Genomic DNA, 15,067 nt, shown 5'->3' with positions numbered 1-15,067 from the left:
TTCGCAACCGCGAATAAGGTCTTCCCTTGATTATTCCAGCCTGAACGTTTGCTCATCTCCCGAACCATCAGGATATCTCAGCTTCATCGTCAGCATGTCGTTTCTGATTTGCCACGTCAGCCTCTCGTCTTCTGGCCCCTCACGCCAGCGTCCGCTGCTATCTGGATTATCTGACATCAAGATAACTCTCTCGCCCTGGATCCGGCAGCGCACGGCCCAGCGTGATTGGTCGGACGGCCGGATATAGTGCACCCACGCCACGCCCTGTTCATCCACCTTGTCCAGCTGCATAATTTTGAAGTTGCGGCCAAAGCTCAGCGCGGTAGCCGCCTTGCACAGGGTACCAAGGTGTGGATTGATCAACGGTTCTGCCTGTGCGCTGGGCACCGGCAAAATTTGTGAAGCAAATAGCTGGAGGTAGGACAGATAGCTAATCGTCGCTATCGCCAGAATGGCGCGCTTTTTCATTATTGTTTTCCCTGCCTGATGCTTCAATTTGCACCTGTCGGCTTATCGTCTTGTTGTTTTATTATGAGTTTTGCCCTGCTCTTCCAGCTTACCGTTTGCCTTGCTGCCTTCATTGGATCAATAAGTGGTAAAAATCGCGTATTTCCATCTTTTTCACCCCAGGCGATTTGCCGATTTGAAAAGCGCATACCACAATTAATCGCACCGTCTCGTTGCGGTGAAACACCATCTAAGACAGGGAGATAACCAATGAATTTTTTCAAAGTCGTTGCAGGATTATTAATGGCTGCAGTAATGGCGATCACACTGAGCGCCTGTGCACCAACAGCAACAAAGGAAGGGACCGGGGGCTATATCGATGATACGGTGATCACTACTAAGGTTAAGGCACAGTTGTTGAATGACGACTCGCTGAAATCCACCGAGATCAACGTCGAAACCTTTAAAGGAAAAGTGCAGTTAAGTGGCTTTGTCAGTTCTCCGCAGATGGCGAACCGTGCAGTGACGGTGACCCGCAGTGTGGCAGGCGTCAAATCTGTGGTTAACAATATGCAGATTAAGTAACAGCGTACCCATCATGCAGCGGGCGACCTTCGGGTCGCCCGTTGTGTTTCGGTTGTTGCCTCAGAAACGGTAGCCCACACCAAAGAAGAACACCCACGGATCGATGCGCGTGTTAATGTTCTGCTGCTCACCGTTGGCTTTAAATTTCACGGTAGTATCAATGTCCATGTACCACAGGGATGCATTTAGCATCCAGTCGCGGTTGATTTGATAATCCATCCCCACCTGACCCGCCACACCCCATGAGTCTTTGACGCTGAGATCGCTTAAGCCTGCGTCCTGGCCGGTTTGATTAAATTTGGCATCGTAGAACGTGGTGTAGTTGATACCCACCCCAACATACGGACGCACCGGGCTTCTGCTATCGAAGAAATAGTACTGTGCCATTAGCGTAGGCGGTAGCTGGCGCACGGTAGCGAGATTTCCGGTGGCACCAAGGCCAACTTTGTGACGGAACGGTGTCGCCGCCAGCAGCTCAACACCGATGTTGTCCGTCGCCATGTAGGTGAAGGTCAAGCCAAGCTGGGTGTCGTTGCTCACGCTAAAGCCGCCCATACCCAGCACATTGTCAGAGCCTTCGGTTGGACGAACAGTCGCGCTGCCGGCACGCATGAAGAAATCACCCGCCTGATGGGCCAGTGCCAGTTGAGGAATAGCCAGAGCCATGAGCAATGCGCATTTTGCCAGTTTCATAATCACTCCTTTGCAGAAAAGTAAGGTCTTAATCGGGTTTGCGGCACAAGATCTAACCCTTTTTTGGTAAAAGATCATCTGCATCAATTCAAATTAATCACTTAAAAAACAATGGATTGATTCAGATCAATTTCCGGCATTGCACGTCATGAAGAAAAACCGCTGAGGAGGGCTTGAACGCAGATCAAGTGGGTTTGCACATTTTATGAACTGGTTGCGAGTGACAATTTCCTATTCTTTACCAGAGATGACACAAAGTTATGGTCTTCCGGGTGCCCGCCAGCCCACAGAACATGTACAATCGCCGGGTTAATTAACCCGGTTCCATCAAGGAGAGTACATGTCTATCACGGCAAGCTCGTTATACCGTGACACAGGAAATTTTCTGCGTCATCAGCTGGTTACTATTGTGCTGATGGCGTTGCTGACGTCGTTCATTACGGTGATTGTCGGTCATGCATTAACCCCAGGCGAAGACCAGTTATCGCTTCTTAGTCAGGCTGACGACAGTGCAACCTCACTGTTTGAACTGGTACAGAATATGTCACCGGATCAGCAACGCATCTTGCTGCGCGCTTCGGCTGCCGGCACCTTCGCTGCCCTGATCGGCAACACGCTGCTGCTGGGCGGTATGCTGTGCCTGATCCCGCTGGTTTCGAATGGCCAACGCGTGAGTGCGCTGCGAGCGATCGGAGCCTCCGCGCCACTGCTGCCAAAACTGCTGCTGCAGACCTTCCTGATTACCCTGCTGGTGCAAATCGGCTTTATGGTATTGATGGTGCCTGGCGTGATTCTGGCGATTCTGCTGTCACTGGCACCGGTGATGCTGGTCAGCGAGAAAATGGGCGTGATTGGCGCGATGCGCGCCAGTATGAAACTGGCATGGAAGAACATGAAAGTCATCGCCCCCGCCATCGTGTTGTGGTTACTGGCGAAGATTGTGCTGATGTTCCTTATTTCATCACTCACGGTGCTACCGGTGAACATTGCGTCGGTGGTGATGAATGCGCTGGGTAATCTGGTCTCCGCGATTCTGATTATCTATTTGTACCGACTGTATATGCTGTTACGTTAACAGCAGTGGCGCTCTGCGGAGCGCCTTAATTGAATGCTCCTGCCCTAACTGGAAACACTATGAAGCAGTTACTTGATTTTCTTCCCCTGGTAGTTTTCTTCATCTTCTACAAGCTGTACGACATCTTTGTCGCCTCAGGCGCCCTGATTGTTGCTACGGGCCTGGCGCTGGTCGTCAGTTGGGTGCTGTATCGTAAACTGGAAAAGATGACGCTATTCACCTTCGCACTGGTGACGGTGTTTGGCACATTGACGCTGGTGTTCCATAACGATGAGTTCATCAAATGGAAAGTCACCGTGATCTATTCCCTGTTCGCATTGGCCCTGCTTTATAGCCAGTTCTTTATGGAACAGCCGCTGATTCAACGCATGCTCGGCAAAGAACTGCAGCTGCCTGGCGTTGTGTGGCGTCGATTGAACATTGCCTGGGCCATCTTCTTCTTCGTCTGCGGCCTGGTAAATATCTATGTTGCGTTTTGGTTATCACAAGAGTTTTGGGTTAACTTTAAAGTGTTTGGTCTGACCGGCCTGACCCTACTGTTTACTCTGTTTAGCGGCGTGTACATCTGGCGACAGATGCCGCAACAAGAACAAAAATAAGCCACTCCGCCCGGCACTGTCGGGCTTCTCTTCACCTGCAGAAGAACTGAGCAATGGACGAAAAACATAAATTGCCGCAAGGCGAAATGGTGTCGCGCACCCTGGCGATGCCAGCGGATACCAATGCCAATGGTGATATTTTTGGCGGCTGGTTGATGTCACAGATGGATATGGGCGGTGCCATCATGGCCAAGGAGATCGCCGAAGGTCGTGTGGTCACCGTACGTGTTGATGGCATGTCGTTCCTGAAACCGGTAGCCGTGGGCGATGTCGTGAGCTGCTATGCGCGTTGCATACGTACCGGCAACAGTTCGATGACCATCAATGTAGAAGTGTGGATCAAGAAGGTTTCGTCTGAGCCAATCGGTCAAACGTATTGCGCCACTGAAGCGGTATTTGTTTACGTTGCCGTGGATAACACCGGGAAATCCCGTCCGCTGCCTCCTGGCAAAGCCAATCTTGCCGATTAACAGCGATTAAAAAAGCGGTCAATGACCGCTTTTTCTTTGCCTTCAACCCAGGCTTACTCGATGTTAGCGCCGCCGTTAATGCGGAACACAATGTTCATGGTCAGGCCTTTGCCAGGACGACCTGGCTGATAACGCCACTTCTTCATGGCCTGCTTCACTTCACGCTCAAACATATTGCGCGGTTCGGCAGAGAGAATTTCCACGTTATCGACACGACCGTCGCTATCCACATCAAACTGTACGCGTACACGCCCTTCCACGCGTAACGCAAACGCGCGCGCTGGGTAGGCAGGTTTGCTCACGTTCATCGCTTTCGGCCCGTCCGAGACGGTCTGCGTTGGTGCTGGATTGCTCTTCGGTGCCGTGGTCGGGCGCGTCTGGGTGGTCGGGATATCCTGCTTAAACGGATTCTCCTGCGGCTTCACTTCTTTACGCGGCTTCGGCTCGACCTTTTTCTCTACCTTGGGCTTCGGTTTTGGCTTGGGCTTAGGTTCAGGTTTCGGAATCGGCACGGGCTCGACTTTAGGCGGCTCTGGTGCGACTTCCGGCTCAGTTTCGGGCTCTGGCGGCGGCGGAGTCACCACGGCGGGAGCCGGTTCAGGCTGCACTTCAGGCGCCACCATGGTCACGCTGATTGGCTGGGATGCTTTCGGAACCTCAATGGTCTGATGAAACGATGCATAGAGAATGCCCGCAATCAGCGAGCCGTGGAGTACCACGGACAAGATCATAGCTACGGGGGTACGTGTAGGAAGAGGCGTAGTCAACGTCGTCATATCAGTCATATTCATTGAGTGAAGCGCAGATTTTAAATGCAAATAGCAATCAGTTTCAATAAGCGATGTGTAAGCCACTCGCAGAAAGGCGTTTTTTAGCGGGGATTGCGCTATATGACGGTGGATTTATCTTTCATTTGCACTCTGATTAACGATCACTTAACGTGTCTCGCAATTTCGGCAAGTCTAACGGGAGTACCCCATCGTGCTTTACGTCATTTATGCGGAAGATACCGCAGATTCACTGGAAAAACGCAATTCCGTACGCCCTGCGCATCTCGCGCGCTTGCAGTTACTGCAGGATGAAGGTCGACTGATCGCCGCTGGCCCAATGCCCGCTGTCGATAGCAACGATCCGGGTCCCGCAGGCTTTACCGGTTCAGTGATCATTGCCGAGTTTTCCTCGCTGGAAACCGCACAATCCTGGGCTAATGACGATCCGTACATTGCCGCTGGCGTGTATGAGAAAGTGGCGGTCAAACCGTTTAAACGCGTATTCTAACCGATGTGGCAGTCTGTTTTACTGCTGGTAGCGGTGTTAACGCTGATTGGCAGAGCACTCTGGATTTGGCGTCAGCAAGGCTGGCGCCAGGCCCGGCAGCACATTGTGATGTTAGTCGTGCTGGCGGCCGCATTACAGATCGTCAATGTCTCTCTGGTGTTACGCGGCGCTTAACGGCCGCGTAAGCCATTTACATATTCTGCGTGATGAACAGGATGGATCGGCGATGCTGCTGCGCCACCTGATGACGAATGGCATGGATACGTTTATAGCGACGTGACTGCCCTTCCAGCCAACGTGCACGACGGCGGTGTACCTGACGTAACATTCTCCAGCGCGCCACTTCATTTCTGCTTCGTCTCATCACATCCTCATCAGACAGGCTAAACTCGCCAGGCATTATAAAGATCTGATTGAAAATGCCAAATCGAAAGCTTCATTGAACTGTCATTCACGATTAAAGGTTTCACTAGTGCTATTCAGCACGTAAACTTTCCTCATCAAAGCGCGAACAGGATGTCCACTTAATGACTACATTTTATACCCTAATCAGTTGGTTGCTGTTGTTCGGCTACTGGTTGCTGATTGCGGGTGTCACGCTGCGTATCCTGATGAAACGCCGCGCAGTGACGTCCGCCATGGCCTGGTTGCTGATCATCTATATTCTGCCGCTGGTGGGTATTATCGCGTATCTGTCGTTTGGTGAACTTCATCTGGGCAAACGCCGGGCGGAGCGCGCACGCACCATGTGGCCCTCCACCGCCAAGTGGCTTAACGACCTCAAACAGTGCCGCCATATCTTTGCCACCGAGCACAGTGACGTGGCACGTTCATTATTTGAACTCTGTCACCATCGTCAGGGCATTGCGGGTGTAAAAGGCAATCAGCTGCAGCTGCTCACTAACTCTGATGATGTGATGCATGCGTTGATCCGTGATATCCAACTGGCTCGTCACAACATCGAGATGGTGTTTTACATCTGGCATCCGGGCGGCCTGGCGGATGAGGTCGCGGAGTCGCTGATGGCGGCTTCACGCCGGGGTGTGCATTGCCGCCTGATGCTGGACTCCGCGGGCAGCGTGGCATTTTTCCGCAGCCCCTGGGCGAATATGATGCGCAATGCCGGTATCGACGTGGTTGAGGCGTTACAAGTGAGCCTGCTGCGTGTGTTCCTGCGCCGGATGGATTTGCGACAGCATCGTAAAGTGGTGCTCATCGATAACTATATTGCCTACACCGGCAGCATGAACCTGGTCGATCCTCGCTACTTCAAGCAGGATGCAGGCGTGGGCCAATGGATCGATTTGATGGCGCGAATGGAAGGCCCGGTCGCGACCACGATGGGCATCGTTTACGCCTGTGACTGGGAGATCGAAACCGGCAAACGCATTCTGCCGCCCGCGCCGGATGCCAACATCATGCCCTTTGAGCAGGAAAGCGGTCATATCATCCAGGTGATCGCTTCGGGGCCGGGCTTCCCGGAAGATATGATTCACCAGGCGCTGTTGACGGCGGTCTATTCCGCACGTGAACAGCTGATCATGACGACGCCCTATTTCGTCCCCAGTGACGACCTGCTGCACGCCATCTGCACCGCTGCGCAACGCGGTGTGGAAGTCAGTATTGTGGTGCCACGCCACAATGATTCGCTGTTGGTGGGCTGGGCCAGCCGCGCGTTCTTCACCGAGTTGCTGGAAGCCGGCGTAAAAATTTATCAGTTTGAAGACGGTTTGCTGCATACCAAAAGCGTGCTGGTCGATGGACAGCTGAGTCTGGTCGGTACCGTAAACCTTGATATGCGCAGCCTGTGGCTTAATTTTGAAATCACCCTGGTGGTGGATGATGATGGATTCGGCAGCGATTTAGCCACGGTGCAGGATGACTATATCGCCCGCTCACGCTTACTGGATGGTGCGCGCTGGGCTAAACGTGCGTGGTGGCAGCGCATCGTTGAACGACTGTTTTACTTCTTTAGCCCTTTACTGTAAAACGAGCGACAAGATTACCGCCTCAGAGTAAGCAGGAATGACCATGGATTTAAATAATCGCCTTACCGAAGATGAAACGCTGGAACAGGCCTACGACATTTTTCTAGAACTGGCAGGTGATAACCTCGATCCGGCTGACATCATTCTGTTCAATCTGCAGTTTGAAGAGCGCGGCGGTGCAGAGTTGTTTGACCCGTCGGAAGACTGGCAGGAGCACGTCGATTTCGATCTCAACCCGGACTTCTTTGCGGAAGTGGTGATTGGTTTGGGTGAAGCGGACGGCGAGCCGATTACCGATGTGTTTGCCCGCGTGCTGCTGTGCCGCGAGAAAGACCATAAGCTGTGCCACATTCTCTGGCGTGAATAATCGCTGACGCATAAAAGAACGCCGGGCAATTGCCCGGCGTTTTCTTTTCGACCTTATAAAGGATCGACCTTCAAACAGGATACTGCGTGGCGGAAACTCCCCTCCAGCAAAGGACGCGTTTTCGCACACTCAGGTCCGGCAATCGGACAACGGGTGCGGAATACGCAGCCCGATGGCGGATTGATCGGTGAAGGCAGTTCACCCTCCAGCAGCTGGATCTGTTTGTTTTTTTCCAGATCCGGATCCGGGATCGGTACCGCAGACATCAGTGCACGGGTGTAAGGATGCTGCGGATTGTTGTACACCGAGTCATAAGTGCCCAACTCAACAGCATGACCAAGATACATCACCAGCACACGGTCAGAGATATGCTTCACCACCGCCAGATCGTGCGCAATAAAGATGAGCGATAATCCCATTTCACGTTGCAGCTGCTGCAGCAAATTCACTACCTGCGCCTGAATCGACACATCCAGCGCCGAAACCGGTTCATCGCAAATAATCAGCTTGGGTTCGAGGATAAGCGCACGCGCAATACCGATACGCTGACACTGACCACCGGAAAACTCGTGTGGATAACGGTTGATGAGGTTTGGCAGCAGCCCAACCTTCATCATCATGTTCTTCACCTTATCCTTCACTTCCTGCTTTGGCATCTTCGGATAGTAGGTGCGCAGCGGCTCGGCAATGATGTCGCCAATGGTCATGCGCGGGTTCAGCGAGGCCAGCGGATCCTGGAATATCATCTGGATATCGCTGCGCGCCTGGCGCCACTCATCCTGACTCTGTCCCAATAAATCACGTCCCAGCCAGGCCACACGACCGTCGGTGGCTTTCACCAGGCCGATGATGGCGCGTGCCAGGGTTGATTTACCACAGCCCGATTCGCCCACTACGCCGAGGGTTTCCCCCTCATACAAGCGCAGGCTAACGCCATCCACTGCTTTCAATGTTTTTGGCGGCTGCCAGAACCACTGTTTGCCGTCTTTAATATCGAAATGCACCTTAAGATCGGCGATTTCCAGTAAGACTTTCTTCTCTTCGATGACGGTGCTCATGCTAATTCCTCCACCGGTTTGAAGCAGGCACGCAAACGCCCTTCCGCGAAAGGCTCCAGCGGCGGTGACTTGGCACAGACGTCCATCGCAAAGGCGCAACGTGGCTGGAACGGGCAGCCCTGCGGCAAGCGCAACAGGTTAGGCGGGTTGCCGGGAATCGTGGTGAGTGAATCCCCCTCTTCCGCATCCAGGCGCGGCACCGCACTTAGCAGGCCAATGGAGTAAGGATGTGCAGGCTGATAAAACACATCGCGTGCGCGGCCATACTCCATGGTACGACCGGCGTACATCACCAGCACTTTGTCACAGATACCGGCAACCACCCCGAGATCGTGCGTGATCATGATGATCGCGGTGTTGAATTCGCGTTTCAGCTCGTTCAGCAGCGTCATGATTTGTGCCTGCACCGTCACATCCAGTGCCGTGGTCGGTTCATCGGCAATCAGCAATTTAGGACGGCACAGCAGTGCCATGGCGATCATCACACGCTGACGCATGCCGCCAGAGAACTCATGCGGGAACATCTTCATGCGCTTGCGTGCTTCAGGCATTTTCACCGCATCCAGCATGCGTACGGACTCTTCAAACGCCTGCGCGCTGCTCATCCCTTTATGCAGTTTCAGCACTTCCATCAGCTGCTCGCCGACGCGCATGTACGGATTAAGCGAGGTCATCGGGTCCTGGAAAATCATCGCAATCTGCTCGGCGCGCAGCTTGTTCAGTTTGTTCTCCGGCAGATTGAGAATCTCATCGCCATTGAATTTTGCCGAACCGCCAATGCGTCCGTTTTTTGCCAACAGGCCCATCAGGGCGAAAGCGGTTTGCGACTTGCCCGATCCCGATTCGCCGACGATACCCAGGGTTTCGCCGGCACGCAGTGAAAAGTTCAGGTCGTTGACTGCGGTGACATCACCATCGTGGGTGCCAAAGGTCACGCGCAGGTCTTTAACGTCCAGCAGCAGGTTACTGTTTCCCGCACGTGCAGCCATTGCTGGCTGAAATTCATGTATGGTCATCGGGAAACTCCTTAACGATCTTTCGGGTCGAGGGCATCACGCAGGCCATCGCCGATAAAGTTGAAACAGAACAGCGTAACCACGAGGAAACCCGCCGGGAACATCAGCAACCAGGGCGAGACTTCCATGGAGTTGGCGCCGTCACTCAGGAGTGCGCCCCAACTGCTCAGCGGCTCTTGCGTACCCAACCCGAGGAAACTGAGGAAGGATTCAAACAGAATCATGCTGGGTACCAGCAATGAGGCATAGACCACGACCACACCCAGCACGTTTGGCACGATGTGACGCAGCACGATGTTGAAGGTCGACACCCCACCCACCTGAGCCGCTTCAATAAACTCTTTGCGCTTCAGGCCCAGCGTCTGGCCACGCACGATACGCGCCATATCCAGCCACGACACCATGCCGATTGCCACAAAGATCAGCAGAATGTTACGGCCGAAGAAGGTCACCAGCAGGATCACGAAGAACATGAACGGGAAGGAGTTGAGGATTTCCAGAATACGCATCATCACGGAGTCGATTTTGCCGCCGAGATAGCCCGCCAGCGAACCATACAGCGTGCCCACCAGCACCGCGATCAACGCGGAGGCAATGCCGACCATTAATGAGATACGACCGCCAATCGCCACGCGCACGAGCAAGTCACGTCCTGAGGAGTCGGTACCAAACCAGTGGCCTGATACCGTATCCGGTGCCGCAGACATCATGCCCCAGTCGGTATCATCATATTTAAACTGCGACAATACCGGCGCAAAGATCACGAACAGAGTAATCGCTAACAACACCAGCAAACTGATCAGCGCAGCGCGGTTATGGATGAAGCGGCGACGCGCATCCTGCCACAGGCTGCGCCCTTCGACTTCCAGTTTTTCACTGAAGGCATCCAGAGCTTCGCTGTTTTTCTTACTTAACATCATGGGCGAACTCCAGAATCAGTAACGAATTTTCGGATCGATGACGGCATACAGCACATCAACAATCGCGTTAAACAGAATGGTCAACACGCCGACCAAAATGGTCAGACTCATCACCAAAGAATAGTCACGGTTCAGGGCGCCGTTGACAAACAGCTGACCAATACCCGGCAGACCGTAAATCGATTCGATCACCATTGAACCGGTAATGATGCCGACGAATGCCGGCCCCATATACGAGAGCACGGGTAGCATGGCAGGTTTCAATGCATGGCGCAGTACGATACGGCGCAGCGGCAACCCTTTGGCGCGCGCAGTGCGGATAAAGTTGGAGTGCATCACTTCAATCATCGAGCCACGGGTGATACGCGCGATGCTGGCGATATAGGCCAGAGACAGCGCCACCATGGGCAGCAGCATGTAATTCCACTGCCCGCCGTTCCAGCCACCGCCCGGCAACCAGCGCAAGGTGATGGCGAAGACCAGCACCAGCAGCGGTGCAACGACAAAGCTGGGTATCACGACGCCCGTCATGGCGACCCCCATTACCGCATAATCCCACAAACTGTTTTGCTTAAGCGCGGCAATAACGCCGGCCGTCACGCCGAGGATGACAGCAAGGAAGAAGGCGGCGAGGCCGAGTTTGGCCGATACCGGGAAGGCGTGGCCGACCAGATAGTTTACGGAGTAATCTTTGTACTTAAACGATGGACCAAAGTCGCCGTGCGCCAGTTGCACTAAATAACTGACGTACTGTTTGCCGATCGGATCGTTCAGGTGATATTTGGCTTCGATGTTCGCCATCACTTCAGGCGAGAGCGTACGTTCGCCGGTAAACGGACTGCCGGGTGCCAGTCGCATCATAAAGAAGGAGATGGTGATCAGGATGAAGAGCGTCGGGATCGCTTCCAGAAGCCGACGCAGGATGAATTTTAACATTGCCGTACCTACCAGGCTGTTGCTTCACAAAGTCAAAAAGGCGGCGCTACAGCGCCGCCACTGTCGATAGCCTGAGTGCTATTAATGTTTAATGATATACAGGTTTTTATCGAGGGTTTTGTCCAGCGGGTCATTGCCGGTGTAACCGCCAACGTACGGTTTCACCAGACGCGCATTCACGTAGTAGTAAACCGGCACGATGGTGCTGTCTTTATCCAGAATCTGCTCAGCTTTCTGGTAATCCGCGACACGGGCTTTATCGTCAACCGCTTTCACCGCATCGTGGATCACTTTATCGAAGTCCGCGCTCTTATAGTGCGAGGTGTTACTGCTGCTGTCAGACAGCATGATGTTCAGGAACGAGGTTGGCTCGTTATAGTCTGCGCACCAGGCCGCACGGGAAACATCGAAGTTGCCCTGATGGCGGGTATCCAGGAAGGTTTTCCACTCCTGGTTTTCCAGCTTGATGTTCACGCCGATGTTCTTTTTCCAGATCGAAGAAGCGGCGATAGCCAGTTTCTTATGCAGATCCGAGGTGTTATACAGCAGGTTAAAGGTCAGTGGCTTATCAGCGGTATAACCGGCTTCAGCCAGCAGTTTTTTCGCTTCTTCGTTACGCTTGTTCTGATCCCACTTGAACCAGTCTGGCGGCAGCAATTCCATACCATCGGTGGCTGGTGGGGTGAAGCTGTAGGCGGGTAACTGACCCTGCGCCAGCACCTTGTTCACCATGATGTCGCGATCCAGACCCAGTTTCAGCGCAGTACGCACGCGCGGATCGGTGAATGGCGCTTTCTGGTTGTTGATTTCATAGTAATAGGTGCAGAGATACGGCTTCACCATCAACTCTTTACCGTTATCACGCTGCAGTTTTTTGAACAGCTCGATCGGCATGTTGTTATAAGTGATGTCGCTGCCGTTTTCAGAGAAGTAACGGTTCACGTCACTGACTTCTGAGTTAATTGGCAGGAAGGTCACCTTGTTCAGCACGGTATGCGCGTTATCCCAGTATTCTGGGTTACGTACGATGGTGACACGTTCGTTGATGACGTGTGATTCCAGTTTGAAGGCACCGTTGCCGACCCAGTTTTGCGGCTGTGTCCACTGATCGCCAAACTTATCGATGGCTGGTTTATACACCGGAGACATCACGGAGTTGATCAGCAGCTTGTAGAAGTAAGGAACCGGCTCGCTGAGGGTCACTTCCAGCGTATGATCGTCAATGGCTTTCACACCGAGATCGGTGATCGGTTTTTTACCGGCAATGATGTCATCGACATTCAGGATGTGGCCGTACTGTGGATAGCTGGCGTAAGGAGATGCAGTTTTAGGATCGACTAAACGCTCCCAGCTGTACACGAAATCTTGTGCCGTTACCGGCTCGCCATTGGACCATTTGGCATTTTTACGCAGATGGAAAGTCCAGACTTTAAAATCTTTGTTTTCCCAGCTTTCCGCTACGCCCGGAATCGGTTTGCCATCGCTGTCGCTGATGATCAGACCTTCGTACAGATCGCGTGCGATGTTATCTTCTGGCACGCCTTCAATTTTATGTGGGTCGAGTGATTGCACTTCATCACCGTTACCACGTACCAGCTCCTGTTTTGCTGCCAATTCAACCCCTGCTGGCACTGCTGCCAAAGCGGCATTCCCTGCCAGTGCGCCGATTGCTGCAAGAACGCCTGCGGCAATAAGGCTTTTTTTCGTGATGTTGTTCATTACTTAGCTCCAGTTTTATTATCGTCACCGGGTCAGTGAACTGCCCGGCGTACCCCGTTTCCGGGAGATCTCTGCCTGTCTGAACAGAGACCACTATCACCCTTCAGGGTTTACCACGTTAATGTGCCGTCCGACTGTAGCGCCGGTTCCCCACATTACTCAATGTTTCTTTATGTAATAGTATTTCAATGCCAGCATATCTTGCGGATCCTTGCCGGTGAAACCGCCTACCCAGGGTTTCACCAGACGAACGCTGACGCGATAGTAAACCGGCACGATGGGCGAGTCCTTATCCAGCTGCGCTTCGGCCTGCTGATACAAAGATGCCCGTTGAGTGTTATCGGCAACCGTCAGGGTTTGCGCCATCAATTTATCGAAAGCATCGCTGTGATAGAACGCAGTGTTAATGGACGATCCGCTCAACAGCATGTTAAGGAAGGTTGAGGGCTCGTTATAATCCGAGCACCATGTCGCACGCACTACATCGTATTGTGCCTGACGACGTGTCTCCAGCAGCGTTTTCCACTCCTGATTTTGTAGCGTCACCTCGGCACCGAGATTCTTTTGCCACATTGAGGCGGCGGCGATGGCCTGCCGTTTGTTCTGTTCAGAGGTGTTATAAAGCAGCGTGAAACGCAACGGATGCTGAGCATTGAAACCCGCTTCTGTCAGCAGTTGCTTCGCACTGGCGTTGCGCTCGGCCTGAGTTTGCTTCGACCATGCCGGGGCTTCAGGCGAGATGCCGTGCGTAAATGGCGGCGTCAGCGCATAGGCGGGAATCTGACCTTGCCCCATGATCTTGTCGGCGATGATGTCACGATCGAGCGTCAGCTTCAGCGCTGTTCGTACCCTGGCATCATCGAACGGGGCTTTTTTGTTATTCATCTCATAGTAGAAGGTGCAGAGCACAGGGCTGACTTTGACTTGATCGCCCAAATCCTGCTGCAACTTCTTGAACAAATCAGGAGGCACCACGCTATTGGTCATGTCCGTGCCGCCGCTGCGATAGCGGTTAATGTCACTGTTTTCGGAAGAGAGCGGCAGAAAAACGCCCTCATCAATCACGCTGTGCGCGTTATCCCAATATTGCGGATTACGCTTCAGGACAATCTTTTCATTCACCACCCAGTCAGCCAGCGTGTAGGCACCATTTCCCACATAGTTCTGCGGTTGGGTCCACTGCTCGCCGAATTTTTCAATCGCCGCACGATACACCGGCTTCATCGCGGTGTGGGCCAGCATATCGACAAAATAGGGAACAGGCTCAGTGAGTGTCACTTCGAGGTGATGCGCATCAATCGCTTTCACGCCCAGTGAATCCGGCGTGGCTTTGCCCGCCAAAATGGGGTCAATGTTGGCGATATGAGCGGCTTGCAAATAACTGGCATAGGGTGAAGCTGTTTTCGGATCGGCCAGACGCTGCCAGCTGTAGACGAAATCTTGCGCGGTGACGGGTTCACCGTTGCTCCAGCGCGCATCTTCACGCAGGGTGAAGGTCCAGATACGCCCTTGCTGGTTGCTCCACTGCGTTGCAACCCCGGGCACAATCTGACCGTTGTTGTCGGTCTCAACCAGCCCTTCGAGCAAATTGCGGATAACGTTGGATTCAGGCACCCCTTCCGTTTTTTGCGGATCGAGAGAAGACACTTCACTGCCGTTGTTGATGACGATGCGCTGTGTTGCTGATAATTGCGTCCCAGCCGGGATGTCAGCTGCCTGACTGTGAGAGACAAAACCTGCACCTGCCAGACAAAGTGCCAAAGACGTGCGCGCAACCTTTTTCGCTACCATGTTTTTCATCAACAAATATCAACCTTAAATAAAAACCTGATAGCGAGTAAGCAAGAAGCGTACACATTTGTCGCGAACAGGGAAAAAATTTGTGATGAGCCGAAAATTATCAGAACCGATGCCCG

19 protein-coding genes are annotated in these 15,067 nt (G+C 53.1%); 8 read left to right on the top strand and 11 right to left on the bottom strand.

The window, feature by feature from the left end:
- Positions 1-30 precede the first annotated feature (30 nt).
- Together LH22_RS11495 and LH22_RS20585 are read right to left on the bottom strand one after the other, a co-directional pair.
- Positions 31-468: a hypothetical protein gene (locus LH22_RS11495; protein WP_052059399.1), complete on the bottom strand. Its 438-nt coding sequence runs from the start codon at positions 466-468 to the stop codon at positions 31-33.
- Between the two features lie 23 nt (positions 469-491).
- A complete protein-coding gene (locus tag LH22_RS20585) occupies positions 492-773 on the bottom strand; it encodes a hypothetical protein (RefSeq protein WP_167540439.1) in 282 nt (93 codons plus the stop codon).
- Between LH22_RS20585 and LH22_RS11490 the strand changes: the two genes are divergently transcribed.
- Positions 718-1,032: a BON domain-containing protein gene (locus tag LH22_RS11490; protein WP_034828856.1), complete on the top strand. Its 315-nt coding sequence runs from the start codon at positions 718-720 to the stop codon at positions 1,030-1,032. The genes LH22_RS20585 and LH22_RS11490 overlap by 56 nt on opposite strands.
- A gap of 60 nt (positions 1,033-1,092) precedes the next feature.
- Here LH22_RS11490 and ompW read toward each other — a convergent pair whose 3' ends face one another.
- Positions 1,093-1,725, bottom strand: a complete 633-nt coding sequence (gene ompW, locus LH22_RS11485) for an outer membrane protein OmpW (RefSeq protein WP_038646668.1) — start codon at positions 1,723-1,725, stop codon at positions 1,093-1,095.
- A gap of 340 nt (positions 1,726-2,065) precedes the next feature.
- Between ompW and LH22_RS11480 the strand changes: the two genes are divergently transcribed.
- Genes LH22_RS11480 through yciA form a run of 3 tightly spaced genes read left to right on the top strand, consistent with a single transcriptional unit; the run spans position 2,066 to position 3,869 of the window.
- Positions 2,066-2,800 carry a YciC family protein gene (locus LH22_RS11480; RefSeq protein WP_034828852.1) on the top strand — a complete coding sequence of 245 codons (735 nt, stop codon included), beginning with the start codon at positions 2,066-2,068 and terminating at the stop codon, positions 2,798-2,800.
- A gap of 59 nt (positions 2,801-2,859) precedes the next feature.
- The gene (locus LH22_RS11475; protein ID WP_038646666.1) at positions 2,860-3,399 is read left to right on the top strand and encodes a septation protein A; all 540 of its coding nucleotides are present in this window, start codon (positions 2,860-2,862) and stop codon (positions 3,397-3,399) included.
- 53 nt (positions 3,400-3,452) lie between these two features.
- Positions 3,453-3,869 (top strand): acyl-CoA thioester hydrolase YciA, encoded by a 417-nt coding sequence (gene yciA, locus LH22_RS11470; protein ID WP_038646664.1) that lies wholly within the window; start codon positions 3,453-3,455, stop codon positions 3,867-3,869.
- A 53-nt stretch (positions 3,870-3,922) separates the two neighbouring features.
- On the opposite strand, the gene tonB is transcribed toward yciA, so the two are convergent.
- The gene (gene tonB / locus LH22_RS11465) at positions 3,923-4,645 is read right to left on the bottom strand and encodes a TonB system transport protein TonB (protein ID WP_200536826.1); all 723 of its coding nucleotides are present in this window, start codon (positions 4,643-4,645) and stop codon (positions 3,923-3,925) included.
- A 205-nt stretch (positions 4,646-4,850) separates the two neighbouring features.
- Between tonB and LH22_RS11460 the strand changes: the two genes are divergently transcribed.
- Together LH22_RS11460 and LH22_RS20720 are read left to right on the top strand one after the other, a co-directional pair.
- The gene (locus LH22_RS11460; RefSeq protein WP_034828845.1) at positions 4,851-5,147 is read left to right on the top strand and encodes a YciI family protein; all 297 of its coding nucleotides are present in this window, start codon (positions 4,851-4,853) and stop codon (positions 5,145-5,147) included.
- 3 nt (positions 5,148-5,150) lie between these two features.
- Entirely contained in the window at positions 5,151-5,321 is a 171-nt protein-coding gene (locus LH22_RS20720) for a hypothetical protein (RefSeq protein ID WP_166936081.1), read from the top strand.
- Between the two features lie 16 nt (positions 5,322-5,337).
- Here the strand turns inward: LH22_RS20720 and LH22_RS11455 are convergent, their stop codons facing one another.
- Entirely contained in the window at positions 5,338-5,511 is a 174-nt protein-coding gene (locus LH22_RS11455; RefSeq protein ID WP_097117257.1) for a YciY family protein, read from the bottom strand.
- Between the two features lie 163 nt (positions 5,512-5,674).
- On the opposite strand from LH22_RS11455, the gene cls reads away from it, so the two are divergent.
- Both cls and LH22_RS11445 read left to right on the top strand, forming a co-directional pair.
- A complete protein-coding gene (cls, locus tag LH22_RS11450) occupies positions 5,675-7,135 on the top strand; it encodes a cardiolipin synthase (RefSeq protein ID WP_034828843.1) in 1,461 nt (486 codons plus the stop codon).
- A 37-nt stretch (positions 7,136-7,172) separates the two neighbouring features.
- Positions 7,173-7,502, top strand: a complete 330-nt coding sequence (locus LH22_RS11445; protein WP_196250121.1) for an HI1450 family dsDNA-mimic protein — start codon at positions 7,173-7,175, stop codon at positions 7,500-7,502.
- 53 nt (positions 7,503-7,555) lie between these two features.
- Here the strand turns inward: LH22_RS11445 and oppF are convergent, their stop codons facing one another.
- The 6 genes from oppF to LH22_RS11415 form a co-directional block, all read right to left on the bottom strand.
- Positions 7,556-8,560, bottom strand: coding sequence for a murein tripeptide/oligopeptide ABC transporter ATP binding protein OppF (gene oppF, locus LH22_RS11440; protein ID WP_034828839.1), 1,005 nt, complete (start codon positions 8,558-8,560; stop codon positions 7,556-7,558).
- Complete coding sequence (locus LH22_RS11435; protein WP_038646659.1) at positions 8,557-9,576, bottom strand: ABC transporter ATP-binding protein; 1,020 nt, start codon at positions 9,574-9,576, stop codon at positions 8,557-8,559. Before LH22_RS11435 ends, oppF begins: the two co-directional genes overlap by 4 nt.
- A gap of 11 nt (positions 9,577-9,587) precedes the next feature.
- Positions 9,588-10,496 carry an oligopeptide ABC transporter permease OppC gene (oppC, locus tag LH22_RS11430; protein ID WP_038646658.1) on the bottom strand — a complete coding sequence of 303 codons (909 nt, stop codon included), beginning with the start codon at positions 10,494-10,496 and terminating at the stop codon, positions 9,588-9,590.
- A gap of 15 nt (positions 10,497-10,511) precedes the next feature.
- On the bottom strand, positions 10,512-11,432 hold the full coding sequence (gene oppB / locus LH22_RS11425; protein WP_038646657.1) for an oligopeptide ABC transporter permease OppB: 921 nt from the start codon (positions 11,430-11,432) through the stop codon (positions 10,512-10,514).
- 81 nt (positions 11,433-11,513) lie between these two features.
- Positions 11,514-13,151, bottom strand: coding sequence for an oligopeptide ABC transporter substrate-binding protein OppA (oppA, locus tag LH22_RS11420; RefSeq protein ID WP_034828830.1), 1,638 nt, complete (start codon positions 13,149-13,151; stop codon positions 11,514-11,516).
- A gap of 159 nt (positions 13,152-13,310) precedes the next feature.
- On the bottom strand, positions 13,311-14,951 hold the full coding sequence (locus tag LH22_RS11415) for an ABC transporter substrate-binding protein (protein ID WP_038646655.1): 1,641 nt from the start codon (positions 14,949-14,951) through the stop codon (positions 13,311-13,313).
- Between the last annotated feature and the right edge of the window lie 116 nt (positions 14,952-15,067).

It is taken from the genome of Pantoea rwandensis, from assembly GCF_000759475.1.
Classification (GTDB): domain Bacteria; phylum Pseudomonadota; class Gammaproteobacteria; order Enterobacterales; family Enterobacteriaceae; genus Pantoea; species Pantoea rwandensis_B.
Note: the sequence above shows the minus strand (reverse complement) of the source record. Positions and strands in the feature narration are given on the sequence as shown.

Coding starts and splice junctions, on each gene's coding strand:
- LH22_RS11495 (WP_052059399.1), bottom strand. CDS start 468: ATGAAAAAGCGCGCCATTCTGGCGATAGCGACGATTAGCTATCTGTCC.
- LH22_RS11490 (WP_034828856.1), top strand. CDS start 718: ATGAATTTTTTCAAAGTCGTTGCAGGATTATTAATGGCTGCAGTAATG.
- ompW (WP_038646668.1), bottom strand. CDS start 1,725: ATGAAACTGGCAAAATGCGCATTGCTCATGGCTCTGGCTATTCCTCAA.
- LH22_RS11480 (WP_034828852.1), top strand. CDS start 2,066: ATGTCTATCACGGCAAGCTCGTTATACCGTGACACAGGAAATTTTCTG.
- LH22_RS11475 (WP_038646666.1), top strand. CDS start 2,860: ATGAAGCAGTTACTTGATTTTCTTCCCCTGGTAGTTTTCTTCATCTTC.
- yciA (WP_038646664.1), top strand. CDS start 3,453: ATGGACGAAAAACATAAATTGCCGCAAGGCGAAATGGTGTCGCGCACC.
- tonB (WP_200536826.1), bottom strand. CDS start 4,645: ATGACGACGTTGACTACGCCTCTTCCTACACGTACCCCCGTAGCTATG.
- LH22_RS20720 (WP_166936081.1), top strand. CDS start 5,151: ATGTGGCAGTCTGTTTTACTGCTGGTAGCGGTGTTAACGCTGATTGGC.
- LH22_RS11455 (WP_097117257.1), bottom strand. CDS start 5,511: ATGAGACGAAGCAGAAATGAAGTGGCGCGCTGGAGAATGTTACGTCAG.
- cls (WP_034828843.1), top strand. CDS start 5,675: ATGACTACATTTTATACCCTAATCAGTTGGTTGCTGTTGTTCGGCTAC.
- LH22_RS11445 (WP_196250121.1), top strand. CDS start 7,173: ATGACCATGGATTTAAATAATCGCCTTACCGAAGATGAAACGCTGGAA.
- oppF (WP_034828839.1), bottom strand. CDS start 8,560: ATGAGCACCGTCATCGAAGAGAAGAAAGTCTTACTGGAAATCGCCGAT.
- LH22_RS11435 (WP_038646659.1), bottom strand. CDS start 9,576: ATGACCATACATGAATTTCAGCCAGCAATGGCTGCACGTGCGGGAAAC.
- oppC (WP_038646658.1), bottom strand. CDS start 10,496: ATGATGTTAAGTAAGAAAAACAGCGAAGCTCTGGATGCCTTCAGTGAA.
- oppB (WP_038646657.1), bottom strand. CDS start 11,432: ATGTTAAAATTCATCCTGCGTCGGCTTCTGGAAGCGATCCCGACGCTC.
- oppA (WP_034828830.1), bottom strand. CDS start 13,151: ATGAACAACATCACGAAAAAAAGCCTTATTGCCGCAGGCGTTCTTGCA.
- LH22_RS11415 (WP_038646655.1), bottom strand. CDS start 14,951: ATGAAAAACATGGTAGCGAAAAAGGTTGCGCGCACGTCTTTGGCACTT.